Source organism: Gordonia hongkongensis, assembly GCF_023078355.1.
Lineage (GTDB): Bacteria > Actinomycetota > Actinomycetes > Mycobacteriales > Mycobacteriaceae > Gordonia > Gordonia hongkongensis.
In genome coordinates this window covers 5010059-5033232 of sequence record NZ_CP095552.1, presented here as the reverse complement: position 1 = coordinate 5033232, position 23174 = coordinate 5010059, and the positions used below count along the sequence as shown (strand labels likewise).

General features: G+C 67.7%; 24 protein-coding genes and 1 pseudogene. 15 read left to right on the top strand and 10 right to left on the bottom strand.

The window, feature by feature from the left end; translation table 11 throughout:
- Nucleotides 1-10: 10 nt before the first annotated feature.
- From MVF96_RS22720 to MVF96_RS22710, 3 genes are all read right to left on the bottom strand, one after another.
- The gene (locus MVF96_RS22720; RefSeq protein WP_247450590.1) at nt 11-1543 is read right to left on the bottom strand and encodes a catalase; all 1533 of its coding nucleotides are present in this window, start codon (nt 1541-1543) and stop codon (nt 11-13) included.
- A 73-nt stretch (nt 1544-1616) separates the two neighbouring features.
- The gene (locus MVF96_RS22715; protein WP_247450589.1) at nt 1617-2795 is read right to left on the bottom strand and encodes a CaiB/BaiF CoA transferase family protein; all 1179 of its coding nucleotides are present in this window, start codon (nt 2793-2795) and stop codon (nt 1617-1619) included.
- Nucleotides 2796-2827: 32 nt separating this feature from the next.
- Nucleotides 2828-3322 carry a MarR family winged helix-turn-helix transcriptional regulator gene (locus MVF96_RS22710; RefSeq protein ID WP_065629451.1) on the bottom strand — a complete coding sequence of 165 codons (495 nt, stop codon included), beginning with the start codon at nt 3320-3322 and terminating at the stop codon, nt 2828-2830.
- 55 nt (nt 3323-3377) lie between these two features.
- On the opposite strand from MVF96_RS22710, the gene MVF96_RS22705 reads away from it, so the two are divergent.
- A complete protein-coding gene (locus MVF96_RS22705) occupies nt 3378-3800 on the top strand; it encodes a DUF5313 domain-containing protein (protein ID WP_418930410.1) in 423 nt (140 codons plus the stop codon).
- A gap of 19 nt (nt 3801-3819) precedes the next feature.
- Here the strand turns inward: MVF96_RS22705 and MVF96_RS22700 are convergent, their stop codons facing one another.
- On the bottom strand, nt 3820-4656 hold the full coding sequence (locus tag MVF96_RS22700) for an SDR family oxidoreductase (RefSeq protein ID WP_247450587.1): 837 nt from the start codon (nt 4654-4656) through the stop codon (nt 3820-3822).
- Nucleotides 4657-5089: 433 nt separating this feature from the next.
- Here MVF96_RS22700 and MVF96_RS22695 point away from each other — a divergent pair, with 433 nt between their 5' ends.
- Nucleotides 5090-6691: a GMC oxidoreductase gene (locus tag MVF96_RS22695; RefSeq protein ID WP_247450586.1), complete on the top strand. Its 1602-nt coding sequence runs from the start codon at nt 5090-5092 to the stop codon at nt 6689-6691.
- Here MVF96_RS22695 and MVF96_RS22690 read toward each other — a convergent pair whose 3' ends face one another.
- Complete coding sequence (locus tag MVF96_RS22690; protein ID WP_247450584.1) at nt 6692-7330, bottom strand: TetR/AcrR family transcriptional regulator; 639 nt, start codon at nt 7328-7330, stop codon at nt 6692-6694. It lies immediately after the preceding gene.
- Between the two features lie 247 nt (nt 7331-7577).
- Here MVF96_RS22690 and MVF96_RS22685 point away from each other — a divergent pair, with 247 nt between their 5' ends.
- Complete coding sequence (locus MVF96_RS22685) at nt 7578-9572, top strand: OPT family oligopeptide transporter (protein ID WP_247450583.1); 1995 nt, start codon at nt 7578-7580, stop codon at nt 9570-9572.
- A 1-nt stretch (nt 9573) separates the two neighbouring features.
- Nucleotides 9574-10185 (top strand): maleylpyruvate isomerase family mycothiol-dependent enzyme, encoded by a 612-nt coding sequence (locus MVF96_RS22680; protein WP_058252795.1) that lies wholly within the window; start codon nt 9574-9576, stop codon nt 10183-10185.
- A gap of 17 nt (nt 10186-10202) precedes the next feature.
- On the opposite strand, the gene MVF96_RS22675 is transcribed toward MVF96_RS22680, so the two are convergent.
- Nucleotides 10203-10772, bottom strand: a complete 570-nt coding sequence (locus MVF96_RS22675) for a type 1 glutamine amidotransferase domain-containing protein (RefSeq protein ID WP_058252794.1) — start codon at nt 10770-10772, stop codon at nt 10203-10205.
- A gap of 153 nt (nt 10773-10925) precedes the next feature.
- Between MVF96_RS22675 and MVF96_RS22670 the strand changes: the two genes are divergently transcribed.
- The 4 genes from MVF96_RS22670 to MVF96_RS22655 are packed head-to-tail and all read left to right on the top strand — an operon-like array spanning nt 10926 to nt 14693.
- Nucleotides 10926-12029, top strand: a complete 1104-nt coding sequence (locus tag MVF96_RS22670; RefSeq protein WP_137810262.1) for an alpha/beta hydrolase — start codon at nt 10926-10928, stop codon at nt 12027-12029.
- A 57-nt stretch (nt 12030-12086) separates the two neighbouring features.
- Nucleotides 12087-12494 carry a hypothetical protein gene (locus MVF96_RS22665; RefSeq protein ID WP_223258983.1) on the top strand — a complete coding sequence of 136 codons (408 nt, stop codon included), beginning with the start codon at nt 12087-12089 and terminating at the stop codon, nt 12492-12494.
- A complete protein-coding gene (locus MVF96_RS22660; protein WP_418930409.1) occupies nt 12475-14028 on the top strand; it encodes a sensor histidine kinase in 1554 nt (517 codons plus the stop codon). Before MVF96_RS22665 ends, MVF96_RS22660 begins: the two co-directional genes overlap by 20 nt.
- The gene (locus MVF96_RS22655) at nt 14025-14693 is read left to right on the top strand and encodes a response regulator transcription factor (RefSeq protein ID WP_065629444.1); all 669 of its coding nucleotides are present in this window, start codon (nt 14025-14027) and stop codon (nt 14691-14693) included. Before MVF96_RS22660 ends, MVF96_RS22655 begins: the two co-directional genes overlap by 4 nt.
- 7 nt (nt 14694-14700) lie before the next feature.
- Here the strand turns inward: MVF96_RS22655 and MVF96_RS22650 are convergent, their stop codons facing one another.
- Both MVF96_RS22650 and MVF96_RS22645 read right to left on the bottom strand, forming a co-directional pair.
- Nucleotides 14701-15846 (bottom strand): Rv3169 family protein, encoded by a 1146-nt coding sequence (locus MVF96_RS22650; protein WP_068971667.1) that lies wholly within the window; start codon nt 15844-15846, stop codon nt 14701-14703.
- Nucleotides 15847-15850: 4 nt separating this feature from the next.
- Nucleotides 15851-16984, bottom strand: a complete 1134-nt coding sequence (locus MVF96_RS22645; protein WP_247450580.1) for a phosphotransferase family protein — start codon at nt 16982-16984, stop codon at nt 15851-15853.
- Nucleotides 16985-17100: 116 nt separating this feature from the next.
- On the opposite strand from MVF96_RS22645, the gene MVF96_RS22640 reads away from it, so the two are divergent.
- From MVF96_RS22640 to MVF96_RS22630, 3 genes are read left to right on the top strand one after another with little or no spacing between them, the layout of a single operon-like run.
- Nucleotides 17101-17688, top strand: coding sequence for a TetR/AcrR family transcriptional regulator (locus MVF96_RS22640; RefSeq protein WP_247450578.1), 588 nt, complete (start codon nt 17101-17103; stop codon nt 17686-17688).
- A 28-nt stretch (nt 17689-17716) separates the two neighbouring features.
- Nucleotides 17717-18142, top strand: coding sequence for a CoA-binding protein (locus MVF96_RS22635; RefSeq protein WP_058252786.1), 426 nt, complete (start codon nt 17717-17719; stop codon nt 18140-18142).
- A 16-nt stretch (nt 18143-18158) separates the two neighbouring features.
- Nucleotides 18159-18956 (top strand): hypothetical protein, encoded by a 798-nt coding sequence (locus MVF96_RS22630; RefSeq protein WP_247450577.1) that lies wholly within the window; start codon nt 18159-18161, stop codon nt 18954-18956.
- 36 nt (nt 18957-18992) lie between these two features.
- On the opposite strand, the gene MVF96_RS22625 is transcribed toward MVF96_RS22630, so the two are convergent.
- Nucleotides 18993-19367 carry a LysR family transcriptional regulator substrate-binding protein gene (locus MVF96_RS22625; protein ID WP_336280817.1) on the bottom strand — a complete coding sequence of 125 codons (375 nt, stop codon included), beginning with the start codon at nt 19365-19367 and terminating at the stop codon, nt 18993-18995.
- Here MVF96_RS22625 and MVF96_RS22620 point away from each other — a divergent pair.
- The 4 genes and pseudogenes from MVF96_RS22620 to MVF96_RS22605 all read left to right on the top strand — a co-directional run.
- Nucleotides 19357-19596, top strand: a pseudogene (locus tag MVF96_RS22620) (Cif family virulence factor); the annotation flags it as partial. The gene MVF96_RS22625 and the pseudogene MVF96_RS22620 overlap by 11 nt on opposite strands.
- A 103-nt stretch (nt 19597-19699) precedes the next feature.
- The gene (locus MVF96_RS22615; RefSeq protein ID WP_137811004.1) at nt 19700-21100 is read left to right on the top strand and encodes a phosphotransferase family protein; all 1401 of its coding nucleotides are present in this window, start codon (nt 19700-19702) and stop codon (nt 21098-21100) included.
- Between the two features lie 37 nt (nt 21101-21137).
- Entirely contained in the window at nt 21138-22409 is a 1272-nt protein-coding gene (locus MVF96_RS22610) for an acyl-CoA dehydrogenase family protein (protein WP_058252783.1), read from the top strand.
- Between the two features lie 13 nt (nt 22410-22422).
- Complete coding sequence (locus MVF96_RS22605; protein ID WP_065629435.1) at nt 22423-22899, top strand: hypothetical protein; 477 nt, start codon at nt 22423-22425, stop codon at nt 22897-22899.
- A 3-nt stretch (nt 22900-22902) separates the two neighbouring features.
- On the opposite strand, the gene MVF96_RS22600 is transcribed toward MVF96_RS22605, so the two are convergent.
- Entirely contained in the window at nt 22903-23076 is a 174-nt protein-coding gene (locus MVF96_RS22600; RefSeq protein WP_156036616.1) for a hypothetical protein, read from the bottom strand.
- Nucleotides 23077-23174: the final 98 nt, after the last annotated feature.

Genomic DNA, 23174 nt, shown 5'->3' with positions numbered 1-23174 from the left:
GAGGAGAATGTCAGGCCTTCTCGGCCTTGGCCTTCTCCTGGGCGGACGACCGGGCGGGGTTGGCCTGGTCATCGGCCTTCGGATCGGATTCGTCCTGCTTCTCGGTCACACCGGACTTGATCCGCGCACCGATGTCGGGGTCGACGCGATGCCAGTATTCGAACGCCCGCTGGAGGATCGGTTCGGAGACACCGTTGAGGAGGTGCCCGACGACGTTGTCCACGAAACGTTCACGCTGCTCGTCGTCGAAGACCTCCCGGACCATCGTCCCCGCTTGACCCCAGTCGTCGTCCTCGGGATGGTCGACGTAGGCGCTGCGCAGGATCTCCCCGTTCGCCGCCCACTGCGGTTCGCCCTGGCCGGGATACAGCGCCGACGGGCCGCCCTTGGAATTGGGTGCGTAGACCGGGTCGGGGACGTTGTGGATGCGCATCGCCCCGTCCTTGGAGTACGAATGCACGTCGTTCTTCGGCGCGTTCACCGGGATCTGCTTGTAGTTGCCGCCGATCCGGTGGCGATGGGCGTCGGCATAGGAGAACACGCGCGCGAGCAGCATGCGGTCGGGGCTGAAACCGATACCCGGCACGACGTTGTTCGGCTCGAACGCGGCCTGCTCGATCTGCGTGTGGTGATCGACCGGATTGGTGTGCAGGGTCATCTTGCCGACCTCGATGAGCGGGTAGTCGCCGTGCGGCCACACCTTCGTCAGGTCGAACGGGTTGAAGCGGTAGCTCACCGCGTCGTCGAAGGGCATGAGCTGCACCTTGAGGGTCCAGCTCGGATGGTTGCCCGACGCGATGTTCTCGAACAGGTCCCGGGTGTGGAAATCGGTGTCCGCAGAAGCCATCTGGTCGGCCTCGTGCTGGGTGAGGTGCTCGACTCCCTGGTCGGACTTGAAATGGTATTTGACCCAGTGCTTGACACCTTCGGAATTGACCCACAGGTAGGTGTGCGAGCTGTATCCGTTCATGTGGCGCCAGGTCTTGGGAATCCCCCGATCGCCCATCAGCCAGGTCACCTGATGCGCCGACTCCGGCGAGAGCGTCCAGAAGTCCCACTGCATGTCGTGGTCGCGAAGATTGTTGTCCTGACGGCGTTTCTGCGAACGGATGAAGTGCTGGAACTTCATCGGGTCCTTGACGAAGAAGACCGGCGTGTTGTTGCCGACCATGTCGTAGATGCCTTCGTCGGTGTAGAACTTCAGTGCGAAACCACGCGGGTCACGCCAGGTGTCGGGGCTGCCGCGCTCGCCGGCAACGGTCGAGAACCGGGCCACCATCTCGGTTTTCACGCCGGGTTGGAACAGTGCGGCACAGGTGTAGGCCGAGACGTCTTGCGTCGTCTCGAAAGTGCCGAAAGCGCCGCTGCCCTTCGCATGCGGCTGGCGTTCGGGGATGCGCTCGCGATTGAACTGGGCCATCTGCTCGATCAGGTAGTGATCGTGCAGGACGATCGGGCCGCCGGCGCCAACCGTCAGAGAGTGTTCGTCACTCCCCGCGGGTGCTCCCGAATCCCGGGTGGTGAACAGAGAATCGTCGGACATATCGCCTCCGAGAGGTCGTCGTATCCGGGCATGAACAACGGGACCCGAGGGCTGCAGGTCCGTTCCGCCGATCCTACGCCGACGGGGTCGGCGGGACGCCGATCCCGAATTCCCGCAACACCGCCTCGGTGTGCTGTCCGAGCGCCGGTACCGGACCCATCGCGAGTTCGACGTCGTCGAAGGTCAGCGGCGGAAGCAGCGCCCGTACCGGGCCGACCTCGGTGTCCACCTCGCGCCAGCGGTCGCGCTCACTCAGCTGCGGATGCGCGACGACGCCTTCGAGGTCGCGGATCTCGGCCGCGGGAATGCCCGCGTCGGCGAGGCGACGGTCGAGCTCGTCGGTGGTGAACCGTTTGGTCTCGGCGCCGATCGCGGCGTCGACCTCGGCTCGCCGGGAGACCCGCTCGATGTTGGTGCGATAGCGGGGGTCGTCGGCCAGATCCGGGCGCTCGAGGGCCACGCGGGTGAGCATGTCCCAGCCGCGGTCGTTCTGGACGCCGATGAGGATGTCGCCGTCGGCGGTCGGGTACTTGTCGTAGGGCACGATCGCCGCATGGCCGAGCCCGGCACGGGCGATCTGCCGGCCACCGTACAGGCGCATGTACATCGGGTGGCCCATCCATTCGACCGTGGCGTCGAACATGGCCACCGAGACGCGCGCGCCGACTCCGGTGGTGGCGCGTCGGAACAGCGCCGACAGTACGGAGGTCAGTGCGTACATACCGGCTGCGATGTCGGAGGTCGGGATACCCGTCTTGGACATCTCGTCGGGCGTCCCGGTCACCGAGATCAGCCCGGCCTCGGCCTGCACCAGCATGTCGTAGGCCTTGCGGTCGCGATACGGTCCGGCGTCGCCGTATCCGGACATGTCGACGACGACGAGCTCGGGATGGTCGGCGCGCAGATCGTCGGCGGCGAGGCCGAGCCGGGCGGCCGCCCCGGGAGCGAGGTTCTGGATGAAGACGTCCGCGCCGGCGATCAGGGTTCGGATCGCCTGGCGTCCGTCCTCGCTCTTGAGGTCGAGGGCGACCGACTCCTTGCCGCGGTTGAGCCACACGAAGTGCGAGGCGGCGCCGCCGCGCACCGCCGCGTCGTACTGCCTCGCGAAGTCCCCGTCACCGACCCGTTCCACCTTGATGACCCGGGCGCCGAGATCGGCGAGGTGTCGGGTGGCCAGCGGTGCGGCGACCGCCTGTTCGAGCGCCACCACGGTGATGCCCTCGAGGGGCAGGAGTCCTTCGTCCGGAGTCACCGGCCAAGGATCGCCGACGGTGCCACGCCCGGTCAACGAGACCCCTCGCCGGCCTCGGGATCGTTGGTGGCCTCGGTGAGGCGATGCAGCAGATACGTGAGCGTCCGGATGTCGTCGGGGTCCCATTGGGCCAGCCGAGCACGCCAATCGGTGACCGCCGAGGCGAGCACGGCGTCGACACGTTCGCGACCGTGATCGGTGAGGGTGACCACGCGGGCGCGGGCATCGCGCGGGTCCGGGTGCCGCTCGGCGAGCCCGAGCCGCACGATCGCGTCGATCTGCCGCGTCACCGTCGACTTCTCCATGCCGACGGCGGTGACCAGATCCGACATCGGCATCGAATGGTGCCGGGCCAGCACGGTGATGAGCGGGTAGCACGACGGGTCCAGCCGCGGGTCGATGGCGCGGGCGCGCAACCGGGTGCGCACCCGGCCCCGTCGCCAGAAATCGGTGAGTTCGGCCTCGAGGCCGCTGATCGGATCCGGGCCGGTGGGGTCGTCGGCCGACGCGGTCATCTCCGAACCCATGCCGGTCAGGTTACCCAGCCGGGGTGGGGGAGGCGACGTCGGACGACTCCCGCACGTGGTGCACGATCGACAGGTGACCTCTGAACCGCGCACCAAGCCGAATGCCTGGGAGTACGTGACGTACGCCTACTGGGCGCGTCTGCCGAAATCGATGCTCGGCTGGGTGACCAACGACCTGGCCGGCCCGGGTGCGTCGGTACGCATGGTGGTCCGCTGGGCGGTGCCGTGCATCATCGTGCTGACCCCGATGCTGTTCGTCCCGGCCGACTGGGGCGTCCGGATCACGATGACCATGCCGATCCTGCTGGCCTACCTCTTCTTCTCGATCGCGTTGAACCGGGTCTACCGCCGTCACCGGCTCGTCCAGCACGGACTCGATCCCGACCTGGTGAACAAGCTCGAACGAGAGAAGAACTCGGACCTCTACGACGAGTACCACCGCAAGTACCGCGGTGAACGACGCCGCCCGTCGAACTAGGCCGAGACGGCGCTCACGTTCAGTACAGGTAGTCCTCGCCGCTGGCCCGGACCGTCACGTCGGACAGACTGATGCCCCACGGCTGGTCGATGACATGCACGACCGCCCGGGCGAGATCCTCCGGGGTGATCAGCCAGTACTTCACCGAGTCGACGTCGACGAGCTCGTCGGGCAGCGTGCCCTGCATCAGCTCCGTGATGTGCTCGCGGTACGACGCCGCACGTTGCCCGACGATCCCGCGGATCGCGCGGTCGTTGACGATCCAGCTCGCCAGGTTGGTGCCGGCCACGCCGGTCGGTTTGACCGTCGTCACCTTGATCTTGCCCTTGGCCTCGATGCGTAAGGAGTCCGACAGCATCGTCACGGCGGCCTTGGTCGCGCTGTAGACACCCGAGCCCTCGAAGCCGCCGTTGCCGTAGATCGACGCGATGTTGACCACCTGACCCCGGCCCTGCGCGACCATCTGGTCGTACACCGCCGAGATGCCGTTCACGACGCCCTTGATGTTGATGTCGATGGCCCGGTGCCACTTCTCCCAGGCCCGCTCGTGGTCGGCGAAGAACGCCAGCGGCATCACCCCGGCGTTGTTGACGATCACGTCGATCGCACCGAACCGGTCGACGGCCGCCGCCGCGGCGCCCTTCATCTGGTCCATGTCGGTGACGTCGGCGACGTGTGCGACAGCCGACCCGCCGGTGGCGGTGATGCCGTCGGCGACCACGGTGAGCCCGTCGGCGTCGATGTCCACACCGACGATGTGAGCGCCCTGTGCCGCGCACATCTCCGCGATCACCTTGCCGAAACCGCCTCCGGCGCCGGTGATGATGATGGTCTTGCCCTGCAGATGATCAGACATGCAACTCCCCGCCCGCGACACATGGTCGCGTCATCCTAGCGTTCCGTTGCCGCCTGCTCGGCGAACTCCCCGTCCTCTCTTCGCTCTTCGGCACTCGGTCACGATCCCGACCAGGTCCACGCGAGCGCGGCGCGCCGCACTCACGCCCGCGCATCAGCCGTACACCGATGGCGGCCCTACCCACGCCCGCGACGATTCAGTCACATGACTGAAGGGCTTGTCAAGGTTTGCGTCGGCGATGTCCCCGATCACCACTGGTTACCGAAGTGGCCCTTGACACACAGGTCGTCCATGACAAATCCTGTGTCGCGACGGCCACGCCCCGGTCCGTCCCACGCGGCGTCCTCGACCCGCGACCACGGTCTCCACCGTCTCTCGAGCTGCCGAATCACCAAGCACCCGGCGCCATCTCGCGCCGAACGACAGGAGAACCATGACCGGGATATCACCGACGAGACGTACCTTCCTGCGAGCGGCGGCGATGACCGCGGCGGGTTCGGCGGCCGCGGCCGTCACCGGAGCCGGACCGGCGTCGGGAGATCCATCGCGACGTATCCGGCGGACACGCGAAGAGCATCGGGTGGTGATCGTCGGCTCGGGATTCGGCGGTGGCGTCGCGGCCCTCCGGCTCGCGCAAGCCGGCGTGCCGGTCCTGTTGCTCGAGCGGGGTCGGCGGTGGCCGACGGGTCCGAACTCGGAAACCTTCCCGCGTGCGTCGAGTCCGGACAAGCGGATCCTGTGGCACGAGTCGACCCCGAACCTCTTCGGCAAGCCGCTGAGCGTCGAACCCTATGTGGGACTGTTCGAGTCGGTCGCGGGCGTCAACATGACCGCACTCTCCCCGGCCGGCCTCGGCGGTGGTTCCCTTGTCTACCAGGGCATGACACTGCAACCGAGCGAGGCGGTGTTCAACGAGCACTTCCCGAACGCGCTCGACTGGCAACTGATGAACCGTGTGCACTACCCGCGGGTCGCGCGTATGCTGAAGGTCGCGGTGGCGCCCGATTCGGTGGTGCGTTCCCCGCAATACCTGGCACCGCGACAGTTCGCGAAACGAGTTCGGGCCGAGGGCCTTCCGCTGCAGAAGATCCCGATGCCGATCGACTGGGGGTATGCCGCGGCCGAGCTGCGTGGCGAGATGAAGCCCGCCTACACCAACGGCGACGGCGCCATCGGCGTGAACAACGGTGGCAAGCACAGCGTCGACGTCACCTATATCCGCGAGGCCGAGGCGACCGGGCGGGTTCAGGTCCGAACCCTGCACACCGTGCGGCAGGTCTCCCGCCGACCCGACGGCCGATGGTCCCTCGAGGTCGAACGCACCGACGAGTCCGGGAAAGTGTTGGAGCACAACGAACTGATCGCAGGGACACTCATCCTGTCGGCGGGCAGCGTGAACACGACCAAGCTGTTGGTGAAGGCGCGCGCGACCGGAACCGTGCCGGGCCTGCCCGACGGGGTGGGGCACGGATGGGGCACCAACGCCGACCGGATCTACACCTGGACCAGCCCCAGTATCGACTTCGGGACGGTACAGGGCGGACCGGTGGTCTTCGGCAGCCCCAACTGGAGTGATCCGAAGAGCGCGTTCACCGTCATCCAGGCATCGCTGCCGCCACTACCCGTGTACGCCGGGACCACGATGATGGTCGGCTTCGGGGTGAGCTCGGGACGTGGCGTCATCTCCTACGACTCGGCGATCGGAGACTCGGTGATCCGCTGGCCACACGAGGGCGATTCGGAGATCCAGACCAAGCACATCGACCGGACCGTGCGCCGGATCGCCGGACCCGACGCCGTCCTGACCGACACCAATGCGGTGTTCCCCTCGACCTGGCACGCGCTCGGCGGGGCCAACATGGGTGCGGTGTGCGACCTCGAGGGACGCGTCCACGGCCAGCGCGGGCTCTACGTCATCGACGGCGCACTCATGCCGGGCAACACCGCGGCCTGCAATCCGTCGATGACCATCGCGGCGGTCGCCGAGCGCGCTCTCGACCGGATCGTCGCCCGGGATGTCGGCACGGTCATCTGATCACCGGGAGGCGGCCGGCGCGAGCCACATCCCGGTCAGCGCATCGACGACCAGGTCGCGCTCGTGCTGCCATGGGGCTGTTCGAGTCCCGCCGCCCTCGGCGGCCCGTTCGATGTCGGCGAGCGCGTTGACGATCATGTGGCGCGTCAGGTTGTTGCGCACCTCGAGCACGTCGTCGGGGAAGGTCGGCAAGGTGGCGTAGAACCGGTCGAGGATCGTCATGAGGACCTCCGATCGCGCGGTCTCCTCGTAGAGCAGGGCGGTCGCGGACGGATCGCTCGACACCTGGGCGAAGAACCGGGCGAAGTAGCTCGGCGCACCGATCTGTGCGAGGTACTCGACCTCGGGCCCGACGAGGCAGCGGAGCCAGTCGCGGACCCCGGGGTCGGGTCCGACCTCCGACAGGCATTTCTGGCGAAGCCGCTCGATCGGGACGTTGTGCGACGTCAGGGTGGCGCGGAGGAGATCGTCCTTGGAACCGAAGTGATGGCCGACGGCATAGTTGTTGCCCTGACCGGCCGCCTTGCTGATCTGGCGACTGGACACGGCCGCGACCCCGTTCAGGGCAATCAGTTTCTCGGCCGCCTCGATGAGCAGCGCACGGGTGCGGGCAGACTGCTCCGTCTTCCCTTCGCTCATGGATCGATGATGCCCTACCGTCGCCGATCGAGACGCCGGGATGGTGGCCGTGTCCGACTCGCCGAAACACCGCAAAGCGGTCAGTGCCGTACGGAGGTGCGTCGACGCGACACGCGAACCGACCCCGGCTGCGCGGGAAGTCGCAGCGCGAGTGGTCATCCGGGCCTAAGGTGGATCGACGAATGCCCGGATGATCCACCGTCCGACCGACCGCCGGTCGCAGGACCCGACTGTTGGGAGGGACCAGATGGCGACTGCGCCTCCGGCCACGGCGAACCTGCGAGAACTGACGCTCCGAGGTGCCGTCCTCGGTGGCATCATCACGCTGGTCTTCACGGCCGCCAACGTGTACCTCGGACTCAAGGTGGGCCTCACGTTCGCCACCGCGATCCCGGCCGCCGTCATCTCGATGAGCATTCTGCGGTACTTCGCCAACCACTCGGTGGTCGAGAACAACATCGTCCAGACGATCGCGTCCGCCGCCGGCACGCTGTCGGCGATCATCTTCGTCATACCCGGTCTGGTCATCATCGGATGGTGGACGGGCTTCCCGTACTGGATCACGGTGGCGGTGTGCGCGATCGGCGGAATCCTCGGCGTCATGTACTCGATCCCGCTACGACGCGCGCTGGTCACCGGCTCCGACCTGCCCTACCCGGAAGGCGTTGCGGCAGCAGAGGTACTAAAGGTCGGCGATTCCGCGGGCGGTGCCGCGGAGAACAAGGCCGGCCTGCGCACGATCGTCATCGGTTCGCTCGCGTCGGCCGGTTTCGCCCTGCTCACCAAACTCCAGGTCCTCAGCGATTCGATCTCGACGACGATCAGGATCGGCACGGGCGGAACGTTGTTCAGTGCCGGGTTGTCGATGTCGCTGATCGGCATCGGCCATCTCGTCGGGATCACCGTGGGCATCGCCATGCTCGTCGGGGTGGTGATCTCCTACGTCGTACTGCTGCCCATCGAGACCCAGGGGCGCACGGCGGGGGAGGATTTCGGCGACGCCGTCAGCTCGATCTTCGCCAACGACGTGCGACTCATCGGGGCCGGGGCGATCGCCATCGCGGCCGTCTGGACGCTGATCAAGGTCATCGGTCCGATCGTGCGGGGAATCCGGGCGGCCATGGTCTCCTCGCGATCGCGTCGGGAGGGGTTCACGGTCGACATCACCGAGCGGGACATGCCGATCAACATCGTCGGCGGCAGCATCCTCGTGCTGCTCATCCCGATCGGAATCCTGTTGTGGGACTTCGTGCGCGACACGGTTCTGGAGGGCAGTGCCACCGGGATCATCGTGGTCAGCATCGTCTTCGTGTTCGTCATCGGACTGGCGGTCGCGTCGGTGTGCGGGTACATGGCGGGCCTGATCGGGTCGTCGAACAGCCCCATCTCCGGCGTGGGCATCCTGGTGGTTCTCATCGCCGCACTGCTCGTGAAGCTGACCTTCGGGCCGGCGGACGACTCGCAGACCGACGCGCTCATCGCCTACACGTTGTTCACGGCCGCGGTCGTCTTCGGCGTCGCGACCATCTCCAATGACAACCTGCAGGACCTCAAGACCGGTCAACTCGTCGGGGCGACACCGTGGAAACAGCAGGTGGCGCTGATCATCGGCGTGCTGTTCGGGTCGGCCGTGATCCCGCCGATCCTGCAGCTGATGTACGAGGCCTTCGGGTTCGTCGGCGCGCCGGGTGCCACCGAGGACGCGCTCGCGGCGCCGCAGGCGGGTCTGCTGACGACCCTCGCGCAAGGGGTACTGGGGGCGGACCTGAACTGGGGACTCGTCGGAATCGGTGCCCTGATCGGCGCGGTGGTGATCGTGATAGACGAACTCCTCGATCGCGCAGGGCGTTTCCGGCTGCCGCCGCTGGCTGTCGGGATGGGCATGTACCTTCCGATGTCGGTGGTCCTGATCATCCCGATCGGCGCCTTCATCGGTCACTACTACAACCGCTGGGCCGAACGCAGCGGCGGCGCAGTGGAACACAAGAAGCGGATGGGTGTCCTGCTGGCCACCGGCCTGATCGTCGGCGAGGCGCTCTTCGGCGTGGTCTTCGCCGGCATCGTGGCGGCCACGGGCGACGACTCGGCGCTGGCGATCGTCGGCGACGGCTTCGGGACCTGGGCACAGATCCTCGGCGTCATCGTGTTCGCCGCGACCATCGCCCTCCTCTACGACCGTGTCCGCAAGATAGCGACCGCGAGCGGGACGTCGTCGACGACCGCCGGCACTCCGAAGGACTGAGATGGCAGAGGGAACACTGACACGTGCGATCGACGACTTCACGGCCGGTGCCGAGCATCTGACGCGGTTGGTGGACCTGATCGCCGACGATCGCTGGGACGGACCCGGTCTCGGCGAATGGTCGTTGCGATCGCTCGTCGGACACGCGAGCAGATCGCTGACGACGGTCGTCACCTACCTGGCCGAGCCCGGTGGTGATGTCGAATTGACCTCGACCGCGGCCTATTTCGCATCGATCCGCGGTTACGGAGACCCCGCGTCGGTCCGACAGCGAGGAGTGGACGCCGGGCTGTCCCTGGGGAACGATCCGCGCGCCGGGGTCCGGGAGCGGCGCGCACAGGCCGTCGACGCCCTTGCGGGAACGGGGGATCGGCCCCTGACGACGCCGTTCGGCGGCATCATGCTGTCCGATTACCTGCCCACCCGGACCTTCGAACTCGCGGTGCACGGTCTCGACATCTCGCGGGCGATCGGTTCCGATCTCCCGCTGCCGGCCGAGGTGCTGGCGTCAGCGCTGTCGACGGCGGCCGCCACCGCACTGCTCACCGGTCAGGGCGAGCAGGCGTTGCTCACCCTGACCGGCAGGGAATCTGCACCGTTGTCCGTCGTTTGACGTCCCCGACGGGGCGGTCAGCTCGCGACGTTCGTGCGCGCGAACTCGGCGACGATCGCGGCGTTGAAGGCGGCGAGGTCGTCGGGCTTGCGGCTGGTGATCAGCACGTTGTCCCCGTCGCGGCATGTCACGACCTCCTCGTCGACCCAGGTGCCGCCGGCGTTGATGACGTCGGTGCGCACACTCGGGAACGACGTGAGGGTGCGGCCGCGGACAACGTCGGCCTCGATCAGGGTCCAGGGCGCGTGGCAGATGGCCGCGACCGGCTTGCCGGCATCGAAGAAGCTGCGCACGAAGCGGACGGCGGGCTCCGAGGTTCGCAGGAAATCCGGGTTCGCGACACCGCCCGGCAGGACCAGCGCGTCGAAGTCCATCACGCGGGCGTCCTCGAGAGGGGTGTCGACGGGGAAGGTGTCGGCCTTGTCGAGGTGGTTGAACGCCTGCACCGTGCCGGAGTCGGTGGACACCAGGACGGGCTTGCCGCCGCACGCCTCGACCGACTTCCACGGTTCGGTGAGTTCGACCTGCTCGGCGCCCTCCTGGGCGACCAGGAAAGCGATGGTGGTGCCGTTCAGTTCTTCGGCCATGGCCGTGTACCTCCTTGTACGCGCCGACTACGGCATCGGCGCCTCGTCGGATCCGGTACCCGCGGGCGTCGTGCACCAAACGGTCACACCCCGCCCGGGCATGACCCGGGCGGGGTGTGTTGAATGTCCCCGGACGACGGCTGGGAGGTAGTGGTGGGTGGTTTCGACGGCGTCGCGACGCTGGTCCATCTGGCACGTGGTGGACAGATCGGCGAGTCCCACGAGACGCCGCACACGGTGATCGCCGACGTACCGCACCGCACGCTGCGGCGGTACGGCACCGACGACGAGGTGATCGCAGCCGTCGGCACGGGACGGCGGCCGGTGCTGCTGATCCCGCCGCTCGCGGTGTCCACATCGTGCTACGACCTCGCCGACGGGCTGTCGGTGGTGCAGTTTCTCCTGTCGACCGGCCGGGTTCCGTACGTGCTCGACTTCGGCGACATGACCCGCGCCGACCGGCACCTCGGGTTCGCCGACTTCTTCGACGACATCGTCCCCGGGGCCGTCGCTGCGACCGTCGCAGACTTCTACGGCAGCGCCGACGACCCGGCCGCCGGAACGTCGCGGGATTCCTCAGCAGTCGATCTGCTCGCGTGGAGTATCGGCGGGACGATCAGCCTGTTGACCGCTGCCGCGAACCCAGACCTGCCGGTGGCGTCGGTCGTCGCGGTCGGGACGCCTCTCGATTACTCCAAAGTCCCGCCGTATCCGCTGGTCAAGACGCTGATGAAACCGGTCGGCACCGCGCCGGTGACGATGGCGCTGCGAGCGCTCGGCGGGATCCCCGCGCCGCTGGTCCGCCTCGCCTATCGGGGCACGGCCTGGCAGCGCGAACTCAAGAAGCCGGGCTACATCCTGCGCAACGCCGACGACACCGACGCGCTGACCCGGATGAAGGCCATCGACCGTTTCCAGGAGACGATGCCCGGCTATCCAGGCAAGGTGTCCGAGCAGATGTGGGAGAACTTCATCATGCGCGGGGAACTCGCCGACGGGGTGCTCGACTTCGGCGGACGGGTTGTCGACCTCGCCGAGGTCGCGGTACCGGTCGCGCTGTTCGGCAGTCACCGCGACGCGATCGTCAGCTGGGCCGCCGCCCACCACGGGGTGGGGCTGCTCTCCGGGGCGCCGCGCGTCGAGTTCACCACGGTGGAGACCAGCCATCTGGGATTGATCGCCGGGTCCGCTGCGGTCGAGCAGACGTGGCCCCGCATCGACGAGTTCTTGACGTCGGTGCACGCAGTTCGTAGATGAAAAAACCTTCATCTTCGACTCATGGACGGCTCACCGGCGTCCGCCAGAGTCGTTGACATGAACTTCTCACGAGTACTCGCCACCATCGCCCTCGGTGCGCTCGCGGTTGCCGTCATGACCGCCAGCTTCTTCCTCATCCGTTCGCCCGAGCCCAGCCTGGCCTCCGACGCCGTGTCCGTGGATGTGTCCCAGACGCCGGAGGCCAAGACTGCTCCCGCGCAGTCGCCGCAGGTGCCGACCCCGGCCGCGGCCCCGGTTCCCCGGGTCCCGGCCGGCGCGCCGGTGCAGCGGGCCGTCCCGCCGAACCTGGGTTCCGACGACGACGACTGGTGCGACGTCAACGCGGCCCATCGCGACGACGACTGTGACGACGACTGGGACGACAACGGCCGGGACGACAACGACGACTGGGACGGCCAGGACGACGACTGGGACGATGACATCGATGACGGCCAGGACGACTGACGACGCGACAGCGAGACCAGCCGAGAGTGCGGGTGTGCGTCAGCGCCCCGCGCTCTCGGCGCGTTGGCGCATCACGGCCTGGATCATGCTCACCACGTTCCTGCTGCTGGTGGTGGTGTTCGTGGTGACGCGCAACCTGTTGCTCCGTGACGTCGACACCCGGGTGAACAACTACGTCGCGCAGGAGGCGAGCGAGTTCCGGACGTTCGCGTCCGAGGGGGTCGATCCGACGACGACGGAACCGTTCACCTCGGTGTCGCGACTGCTCGAGGTGTTCCTGTCGCGGCAGTCGGCCGGTGAGGGCGAGGTCATGGCCGGCGTCGTCGGCGACACCGAGATCCTCGAACTGCCGGGCAACGCCTGGCCGGCCCCGGGCGAGGGGCGTCGCGTCCTCGACGAACTGCGGGCGCAGAGCGGGGCGGCCGGGGTCTTGATGACCGCACACGGTGAGATCCGCTGGGGCAAGGTGGATCTGACGCCCGTCGGTGGCGGCTCGGCCGACCCGGCGTCGGGCGCGTCGCAGCCGGGAACCTTCATCGTCGGCATCTACACCGACCCGGGCCGGGAACTGGTCGACCGCACGATGCGGGTGCTGGCGATCGTCGGCCTGGCCGGGATGATCGTCACCACCGGCGTGGCGTATCTGGTCGCGGGCCGGATCCTGGCGCCGGTCCGCAGTGTGCGGATGGTCGCCGCGGAGATCAGCGAGAACGACCTCACCGCACGGGTCCCGGTCATCGGACGCGATGACGTGGCCGCGCTGGCCCAGACCTTCAACGCGATGCTGGACCGTATCGAGGATGCCTACACGACGCAGCGGCAGTTCGTCGACGACGCCGGACATGAACTGCGGACCCCGATCACGGTCGTGCGCGGCCATCTCGAGTTGCTGCCCGACGATCCGGAGGAGAGGCGCAAGACCCTCGATCTCGTGGACAGCGAGCTGGGGCGGATGGGCCGCATCGTCGGCGATCTGCTCGTGCTGGCGAAGTCGGAGCAACCCGACTTCGTGGTGGCCAGGCCGACCGACGCGGCTCAGCTGATGCTCGACATCGAGTCCAAGGTGCAACCGCTCGGTGACCGGCAGTGGTTGCTCATGGAGGTCGCCGAGGGCCCGTGCGTGGTGGATCACGACCGGATCACCCAGGCGATGCTGCAGTACGCCTCCAACGCGGTTCGGCACACCCATGCCGGTTCCGTCATCCAGCTGGGCTCACGCTTCGCCGGCGTCGGAGCGCAGCGACACCTGTCGATCTGGATCACCGACGACGGTCCGGGGGTCGAGCAGGAGGACGCGGCGCGGATCTTCGAGCGGTTCCAGCGCGGGCAGTCGGCGTCGGCGCCTCAGCACGCGGCCGGCGCCGGGCTGGGACTGGCGATCGTGCGGGCCATCGCCGACGCCCATCACGGAATCGCCTGGGTACGTAGCATTCCCGGGCACGGCGCCACGTTCGGCATCGACGTCCCGGTTCCCGACACGACCCCCTACACCGATGCAGCGCCGTCGGTGCCAGCAGAAGGAGAGCGGCGATGAGCCGGGTTCTGATCGCCGAGGACGACGCGCGGATCGCCTCGTTCATCGGCAACGGACTGCGTGCGGCCGGGTACAGCACCGAGCACGTGTCCGACGGCTTGTCGGCGCTCGAGGCCGTGCGCAGCGGCGGTTTCGACATGGTCGTCCTCGACATCGGTCTCCCGGCGATGGATGGCTTCGATGTCCTGTATTCCATGCGCGGCGAGGGGATCACGACGCCGGTCGTGGTACTCACCGCCCGGGACAGCGTGAGCGACACGGTGAACGGCCTCGAGGGCGGTGCCAACGACTACATGACCAAGCCCTTCCAGTTCGCCGAACTGCTCGCCCGCATCCGGCTACGACTCGTCGACGACTCGGCCGTCGCGTCGGAGAACCTGTTGTCCGCCGGGGATCTTCGGTTGGATCTGAAGTCCAGGCGCGCCCGGGTGGGTGCGGAGACGTTCGACCTCACCGCGCGCGAGTTCGCACTACTGGAGGTGTTCCTGCGTCACCCCGATCAGGTGCTCTCGCGCGAACAGATCCTCGGCCACGTCTGGGGTTACGACTTCGACCCGGCGTCGAATGTGGTCGACGTCTACGTGCGCGCCCTGCGGAACAAGATCGGTTCTCACCGATTGGAGACGGTGCGCGGCATGGGGTATCGGCTACGCGCGTCGAACTAGTCGCTCCTCACTCCGGTGCGACACTGAGCCAGTCGGCGAACCCGGAGGGGTCGTGCCGGCCGAGTGCCCCGTGCTCGAAGAGTCCCCAACCGGTGCGGGTGGTGCCGTCGGACTCCCGGCATTCGGCGCGTCCGACGTGATCGATCACGCCGAACGGCATGCGACCGACGATCTCGGCACTGGTCATGTCGTAGGTGCGGCGTTCGGTGAAGTCCGTTCCGCGCCAGACGCCGTGGGTCCAGTCGGGGTCACCGCCGTAACCGCCGCCCACATGAATGGGAACGGGCAGCAGGGACTCCACCTGCAGCGTCACCGAGGAACCCCCTGCCCCGGTCGTGGAAATCGTTGCACCGGTGGGTACCCGGGTGCCCGGTGCGTAATGGACCGAGACGTTCGGCCAGCCCAGTTGTTCGACGCGGCCGTCTTTCCACACGCGCGAGCAGTCGTTGAGTGTGCGGTAGCCGTCGGGGTCCTCCTGGAGGATGAGGACGAGCTGGAAGTCGTCGAAGGCCATGGGGACGTACAGCCACCACATGCCCTCGAACGGTGGATCCGCCGGCCGCCCCGCGGGCTCGGGCTCGCCGACCGGCCGGATTCCCCACGAACGGTCGCGGGTGCCGATCCAGGTCGACGGGTCGACGACGATGTCCTCGCCATCGACGGTGATAGAACCACGCCAGCTGCCGACCTGCGCGAACCGCTGCGCGTCGAGGGTGACCTTTGCGCCTTGCCTCATCACGTGCGGCTGTTCGAGCAGTGCGTCGAACAGGCCCTCCCAGTGGAGATCCAGGGCGATGCCCTCGGTCTCGTCCAGCGTCAGGTGCAGCGCGCGCAGCGGGTTCTCGATGCTCAGCCGATAGTTGCCGACGCGCTGCTCGAGCCGGTTGTCGTCGATCGCGTCGCTGAGGTGCACCGCGGTCTGGGTGTCGGTGCCGTCCGGGTTCCGCCGCCGGATCAGCACGAACGCGTCCTTCACACCCAGGTTGGGGTAGTAACCGATCCCGGTGATGAGAAAGATGGTGCCGCTGCGGTCGTGGGCGTTGAGGTACGCGCGGTCATAGAAGTTGCGGTCGCTGTTGCCCGGCCATGCAATCGGCTGCGGTAGTTGATGAATGGGGTACTCGTCCATCGGGCCCAAGCCGTGTCGGCTCATGCGGTCAGTCCTCCTCGAGGAGTCGTTCGAGCAGTGGTCGGTGGTAGAACAGGGTGCCGTCGACGTCGTCGGGACGTTCGAGTTCGCCGAAGTGCACGCGGCGGGCGCCGGTCCGCATGAAGACACAGCACCACTGGACCGCGGCATGGACGTAGAACCAGCGCAGGTCGCCCAACTCGACTCCGGTGAGTTCGCGGTAGGTGTCGCGGACGTCGTTCTCGCGGAGCAGGTCCGGCAGCCCGGGAAGGCCGGCCATCGTCGCGAGCTCCTGGAAGACCCGGTGTGCGAATATCACCCAGGCGATGTCCAGTTCGCGGGGACCGGTGCGCGCCATCTCCCAGTCGAGCACCGCCGTCGGGGTGAAGTCGACGAACATCATGTTCCCGATGCGCGAATCTCCCCAGGACAGCACCGGTTCGGCGTTCGTGGCATCGTCGGGGAAGTTGTCCGCGAGCCAGGCGAGCGCCCGCTCGACGAGAGGAGAGCGCCCGATCCCCTCGACCGAGAAGTCGTACCAGTCCCGCAACCAGGCGAGCAGACGAGCAAGGGGGGTGTCACCGGCGGGCAGGTCGTCGGCGAGGAAGTCGAAGTGCCGGGCCGCGTCGGGGATCGAGTGCAGGGCGGCGATCACGCCGACCGCGGACTCCTGGGCCCGCCGGCGATCGTACTCGGCGGCGTCCCCGAACCAGTTGTCGCCGAACGTGTACGGCATGACATCGGGTGGGACTTCGCCCTCGCACCGGTCCATGAGTAAGAACGGGGCTCCCAGCAGCGAGCCGGTCGGCTCGAGGTGGTGCACTACCGGGACCGGGACGTCGCTGAGCCGGGCGACCAAGCGCATCGTCTCGTACTGGTGATCCATTCGATAGGAACGGAACACGGGGACGTCGGTGTTCGACGGCGCCATCCGCATCACCCAGTGCCGGGTGGGCTCGCCGGGCCACGACACGGAGACGGGGATCGTCTCCGACGACATGCCGTTGCTGTCTCCGGAGGCTGCGACCGTGACCTCCGGTACGACATCGGATGTGTCGTCCTGCTCGGACAGCCAGCGCGCGAGCGTCTCGGGGACCGAGGCGTTGTCGCGGCTGGAACGTTGCAGATGGTCGATCTGCTCGACGGCTGGCTCGGTGGCCATGGCACCCCCTGTGATCGATACCGGCGGATTCGCTACGGTGAGTAGCGTTATGACAGCAGAACGGTCGTGCGGTCCGCAGCGACTTCGGGAAATCTCTGTGCGAGAGTTGGCAAGCGATGAGTACTGAGACGGGAGAAGCGGTCTCGGGGCGGCCGCGCGACCTGCGTATCGACTCCGCGGTACTCGACGCCGCAGCCGAACTGCTCGTCGATGTCGGATACCGCAAACTCACGATGGCCGCGATCGCCGACCGTGCGGGGACGACGAAGACCGCGCTCTACCGCCGCTGGTCGGGGAAGGCGGAGTTGGTGCACGATCTGGCGTTCGCCCGCATGACACGACTCCCGCCGTCCAGCGGAGAGGTGGGCGCCGACATCCGCACGATGGTCGGAGCGGCGCGCGACCTCTTCGCGAGCCCTGTGACCCGCGCGGCGTTACCCGGGCTGATCTCGGACATGGCCGCCGATCCCGAGCTGGCGGCACGTGTGCACGCCGGGTTCGCGGAAGTGTTCGGCGCCCTGCGCGACCGCCTCGTGATCGCGGTCGACCGGGGCGAGGTGCATCCCGACGTGGACCCGGACCGACTCATCGAAGCAGTCGGCGGGGCGGCGATGCTGCATGCGCTGTTGCTCGACAATCGCGACTTCGAGACCGCGTGGGCCGATCAGCTGAGCGCGATCGTCGTGCACGGAGTTCTCCGATGACTCGCCCGCATCCACCTACACTCGTGGGATGACCGCCCCCAGCAACACCGACGATGTCGTCGAGCAGATCCTGTCCACCTACGACGCGATCACCGTGGTCGGTGCCAGCGCCAATCCGTCGAAGGCCGCCAACGAGGTGCCGGCGTACATGAAGAACCGTGGCTGGCGGATCATCCCGGTGAATCCCGCGGCCGACGAGATCGTCGGGGAGAAGGTGTACCGCACCCTGGCCGACATCCCGGAACAGGTCGGCCTCGTCGACGTGTTCCGCCCGGGACCCGAGTGCGCCGACGTCGCCCGGGCGGCCGTCGCCGCCGGCGCGACCGCGCTCTGGCTGCAGCTCGGGATCATCTCGGCGGAGGCGCGGGCGATCGCCGAGGATGCGGGTCTGCTGTACGTCGAGGACCGCTGCCTGATCATCGAGCAGCGCCGCACCGGTATCGTCCCCGGCTGACGCCGACGGTGACCCGGTGAACTTCCTCGACGAGCTCACGCACCAGCGACTGCCGCTGTTCCTGCTGTTCGCGTCGTTCGTCATCACGTTCATCGTCACGCGGGTGATCACCCGACTCATCCGGGCGGGCAAGGGGCCCTTCCGCAACAACGTCTCAGACGGCGTGCACGTGCACCACATGGTGCCCGGTCTGATCCTGACGATCGTCGGCGCCTTCCTCTCGGTGGGTGTCAACGGGGTGTCGCCCGGTGCGGAGATCAGTGCGGTGTTGATCGGTGTCGGCGCCTCACTGGTGCTCGACGAGTTCGCACTGATCCTGCGCCTTCAGGACGTGTATTGGTCACCGGAGGGCCAGCTCTCGGTTCAGGTGGTGGCGCTGACTGTGGCCGCGCTGGGCATGGCGGTCCTCGGGTTCAACCCGCTCGACGACGCGGACGTGGAGATCGGTCCCGTCGCGCTGGTGGCCACCGTGCCGATCAATGTCGCCTGCGCGATCCTGTGCGTGCTCAAGGGCAAGTTCTCCACCGCCATCGTCGGCGTCTTCATCCCGGTGTTCGCCTGGGCCGGTGCCATCCGGCTGGCCCGACCGCACTCGGCGTGGGCGCGCCGGCGGTACGCACCGGCGAAGACGGAGAAAGCGCGGGCCCGCGCGAAGAGATTCGACGACCGTTGGGGCCGTTGGGGTCTGAGCATCGGCGACCTCATCGCGGGCAAGCCCACCGACCCCGCGAGCGTGGTCGCCCCGTCGCTGGAGGCCTCGGCTCCCGCCGATCCCGGGCCGATCCACCCGACCGACGAACGTCAACTCGACTGATGGACTTCGATCGAAGTCCATCGGTCGAGTTCGAGTTCATCGGTCACCGACCGCGAACGCGTCTCGGGCAATTTCGACGAACCGTGCTGCAGCAGCGGAGTTTCCCGGCCTCCAGAGCAATCCCAGATGTGCGGTGGCATCGACATCCCGGATCGGCACCCCGACCACGCGGTCGTCGGCCGCGGCGATCGACTCGCTGAGAATGCCGACTCCCATTCCGCTGCAGACCAACTCGATGATGGCGTCCGGCGACGAGGCCTCGATCGCGGGTCGGATGGCTCCTCCGGCGACCGAGGCCGCCGCGTCGAACACGCTTCGGATACCCGCGCCGCGGGGCAGGCAGATGAGCGATCGGTCGCGCAGCGAGGCGAGATCGACGGTGCGGCCCCGGGGCCGGCGCGGTGAGGTCACGCGCGGACGGGCCGCGATCCGGGATCTCTGGGCATCGGTCTTGGCGCACCGGCCGACCTTCGCGCCGGAACCGCCGTTGCCGACCCTGGTATTCGGGGACGATCTCGCACTCACGTCGACTCCACCCCGTGATGGTGCAGGCGCCCGCGCGCAGGTGGTGGCGCGGCAGGCCGACGGATCGTGGGTGCGGATCATCGACCAACCGGAGTTCCAGGCACCGAAGTCCTGAGACTCCGGGCCTGGATTTCTGAGGCCGGATTCAGATCCCGTGCTAGCTTCGCTGTGGTGGCGGTTACATCCGCCGGGCGACGGTGCGAAGGGACGGATCGGGCGTGGGAGTACCGGAAGCGGACGGTGTCGCCGCGAAGATCGCGTCCCGCCTCGCCGACAAGCGTGGCGGCACGCTCTCGGTCGAGGGCGCGAGACTCCTGCCGGCGGGCGCGAGCAGGGCGACGTACGCGGCCACCCTCGTCGACGGAACCGGGCAGGTCGAGCCGATCATCATCCGCGCGGTTCCCGCTGCAACCGACGACGGCGGACTGCGGGCCGAGGCGCAGGTCCTGCGTGCCGCCGCCGACGCCGGGGTGCCGGTGCCGGAGATCCTCGACGCCGGATTCGACGAGGACGACAACGCGCTGGGATTCCCCTATCTGGCAATGAATTTCATCGACGGAGAATCCATCCCGCGGCGCATTCTGCGAGACGATGCCTACGAGGGTGCGCGCGCCGGATTCGTCGATCAGTGCGGCGAGATCCTCGCACGTATCCACCGGATAGACGTCGCACAGACGCCCGGTCTCGGTGATCTCGGCGATCCGATCGACGGTTTGCGGGACCTGTTCCCACGCGAGTTCGATGCGATGCCGGCCGGCCTGGTGCTGGCCACCCAGTGGCTCACGGACAACCGGCCCGAACCGTCACCACGGCACACGCTCGTGCATGGCGACTTCCGGCTGGGAAATCTGCTCGTCGACGCCGAAGGAGTTGCTGCGGTTCTGGATTGGGAACTGGTGCACCTCGGCGATCCCGTCGAGGACCTCGGTTGGCTATGTGCGAAGGCGTGGCGTTTCGGAGGGTCGACGCCCGTGGCCGGGATGGGTGACCGGACCTCGCTCCTCGACGCCTATGCGCGCGAGGCGGGTTGGCGTCCCACCGAACAAGCCCTGCGCTGGTGGGAGCTCTACGCCACCGTCAAGTGGGGACTGATCTGCGCGGTGCAGGCCGCCCGGCACCTCGATGGCGTCGAACGATCCGTCGAACTGGCCGCGATCGGACGCCGAAGTGCCGAGCAGGAGTTCGACGCACTGCTCGACCTGGGTCTCGTGTCGCCGGGACCGGTACCCGATCCGCTGGCCGAGGCGCCGGGCGAGGAACCGGACAACGATCTCTACGGTTCACCGACTGCAGTCGAACTACTCGAGGCGCTCACCGAATTCCTGCGGTCCGACGCGGTACAGGCAGACCTGTCGCCGCAGGTGCGTTTCCATACGAGAGTGGCCGGCAACGTCGTCGACGTCGTGCGTCGACAGATGCTCACCGGTGCACGGGACGCCGAAGCGAGCGCGCAACGTCTGAGTGCGCTCGGGGTCACTGATCAGCACGCGCTGTGCGAGGCCCTGCGTTCCGGCGAACTCGACGGCACCGACCCGAAGGTCCGTGACGCCGTTGTCGCCGACGTGCGGGCGCGACTCCTGGTCGCCAACCCCAAGTACTTCGCGGTCCCTCACCCGTGACCGCCGGACATCCGATCCCAACCGAGAGGGGTTCATCGTGGACTTCGCACTGCCCGAGTCGCTGACCGACTATCTTGCCGAACTCGATGCCTTCATCGAGGCGGAGATCATTCCCCTCGAGCAGACCGACGACAACATCCGCTTCTTCGACCATCGGCGCGAGGACTCCCGAACAGACTGGGAGCGTGGTGGTTTGCCGAACAAGGAGTGGGAAGCTCTTCTGGGAGAGGCGAGACGACGCGCGGATGCGGCCGGCCACTTCCGCTACCCCTTCCCGTCCGAGTTCGGTGGTCGGGACGGATCGAACCTGGCGATGGCGATCATCCGCGAGCACCTGGCGTCGAAAGGTCTGGGGCTGCACTGCGATCTGCAGAACGAGCACGCCATCGTCGGCAACAACATCGGGCTGCTCCTCATGCTCGAGTACGGCACCCCCGAGCAGCGGGAGGAATGGGTGGAGGGCCTGGCCGCGGGTACGAAGTTCTTCGCCTTCGGCATCACCGAACCCGACCACGGCTCCGACGCCACGTGGATGGAGACGACCGCCGTCCGCGACGGCGACGACTGGATCATCAACGGCGAGAAGACGTGGAACACCGGTATCCACGCCGCCCATCGCGACATCATCTTCGCGCGCACCAGCGGCGAACCGGGCGAGGCCCGCGGCATCACGGCGTTCCTCGTCGACCCGCAGGATCCGGGTTTCGCCGTGGAGGAATATCTCTGGACGTTCAACATGCCCACCGACCACGCGCACATCACGCTGCGGGACGTCCGGGTGCCGAACTCCGCGGTGTTCGGGGCGGAGGGAGCCGGCCTGCAGGTCGTGCAGCACTTCTTCAACGAGAACCGCATCCGGCAGGCGGCCTCCAGTCTCGGTGCCGCCCAGTACTGCGTCGACCGTGCGGTGGCCTACGCCAACGAGCGCGCGCCGTTCGGCAAGAAGCTCTCGACGAACCAGGCTATCCAGTTCCCGCTCGTCGACCTGCACACCCGGTGCGCGATGATCCGGGCGCTGATCCGCGAAACCGCCTGGAAGATGGACACCTACGGGCCGTTCGCCGCGTCGGCCGAGGTCTCCATGTGCAACTACCAGGCGAACCGGCTGTGCTGCGATGCCGCCGACCAGGCGATGCAGGTGTTCGGCGGACGCGGATACTCGCGGCACGAGCCGTTCGAGCACATCTACCGGCACCATCGGCGCTACCGGATCACCGAAGGTGCCGACGAGATCCAGATGCGACGCGTCGCCGGATACCTGTTCGGTTTCATGTCGGGAAAGGCGCCCAAGGGAGTGCAGTCGTCCTGAGTAGGCTGACCACATGATCGCGGTCATCATCATCGTGGCCACTGTGGTGGTTGCCCTGTTCATCCTCGGCGGCGCCGCCTGGTTCGCGTACGACTCGGACAAACGGGTGCGCACCTTCGCCCGATCCACCGACCTGATTCCCGGCCGACCGGGTCGGGCGCCGGAGAGCTGGGCCACCGACAACACCCGGGAAGCACTGCTGCATCGGCGCATTCGATACGCGATCGCCGACGTGCATGCCAACCCGGCGATCCCGCACGACGACGAACTCGTCGCGGCACGCAACCGCCTCGACGACGCGGTCTTCGAACTCGACGACCGGCTCATCGCATCGGTGGACCTCGGTGGCGAGGAGGCGACCGAAACCCTCGACCGAGCCGAAGCCGGGATCAAGGACCTCGAGAAGCTGCCGAAGAAGCTGTGGGAGGCACCTCGCGAGGAACAGCTCGCCGACCTCGACCGTGTCGCCCGAGTGCTGTCGCGCGGCTGACGGTCAGATCACCGTCGGCCGTGGCGGCGGGTCCGGCTGCGGGGGAGCCGGCTGTGGGTCGGGAGCCGGCGGCGGGGTGGGAACGGGAATCGGCGGCTCCGGTGGCGGCTCCGGGATGGGCTCGGGCGCCGGCACGGGCTCGGGCGGAGGTGGGGGCGGCGGGACCGGTTGACTCATGTGCGGACTCCTCTCGACGCGAATGTGTCGTTCGCGGTTCGCTTGGTTCGTCCTGATTCCTTCTCCGGCGCTACGCCCGTGTCGGAAGACCGGCCAGC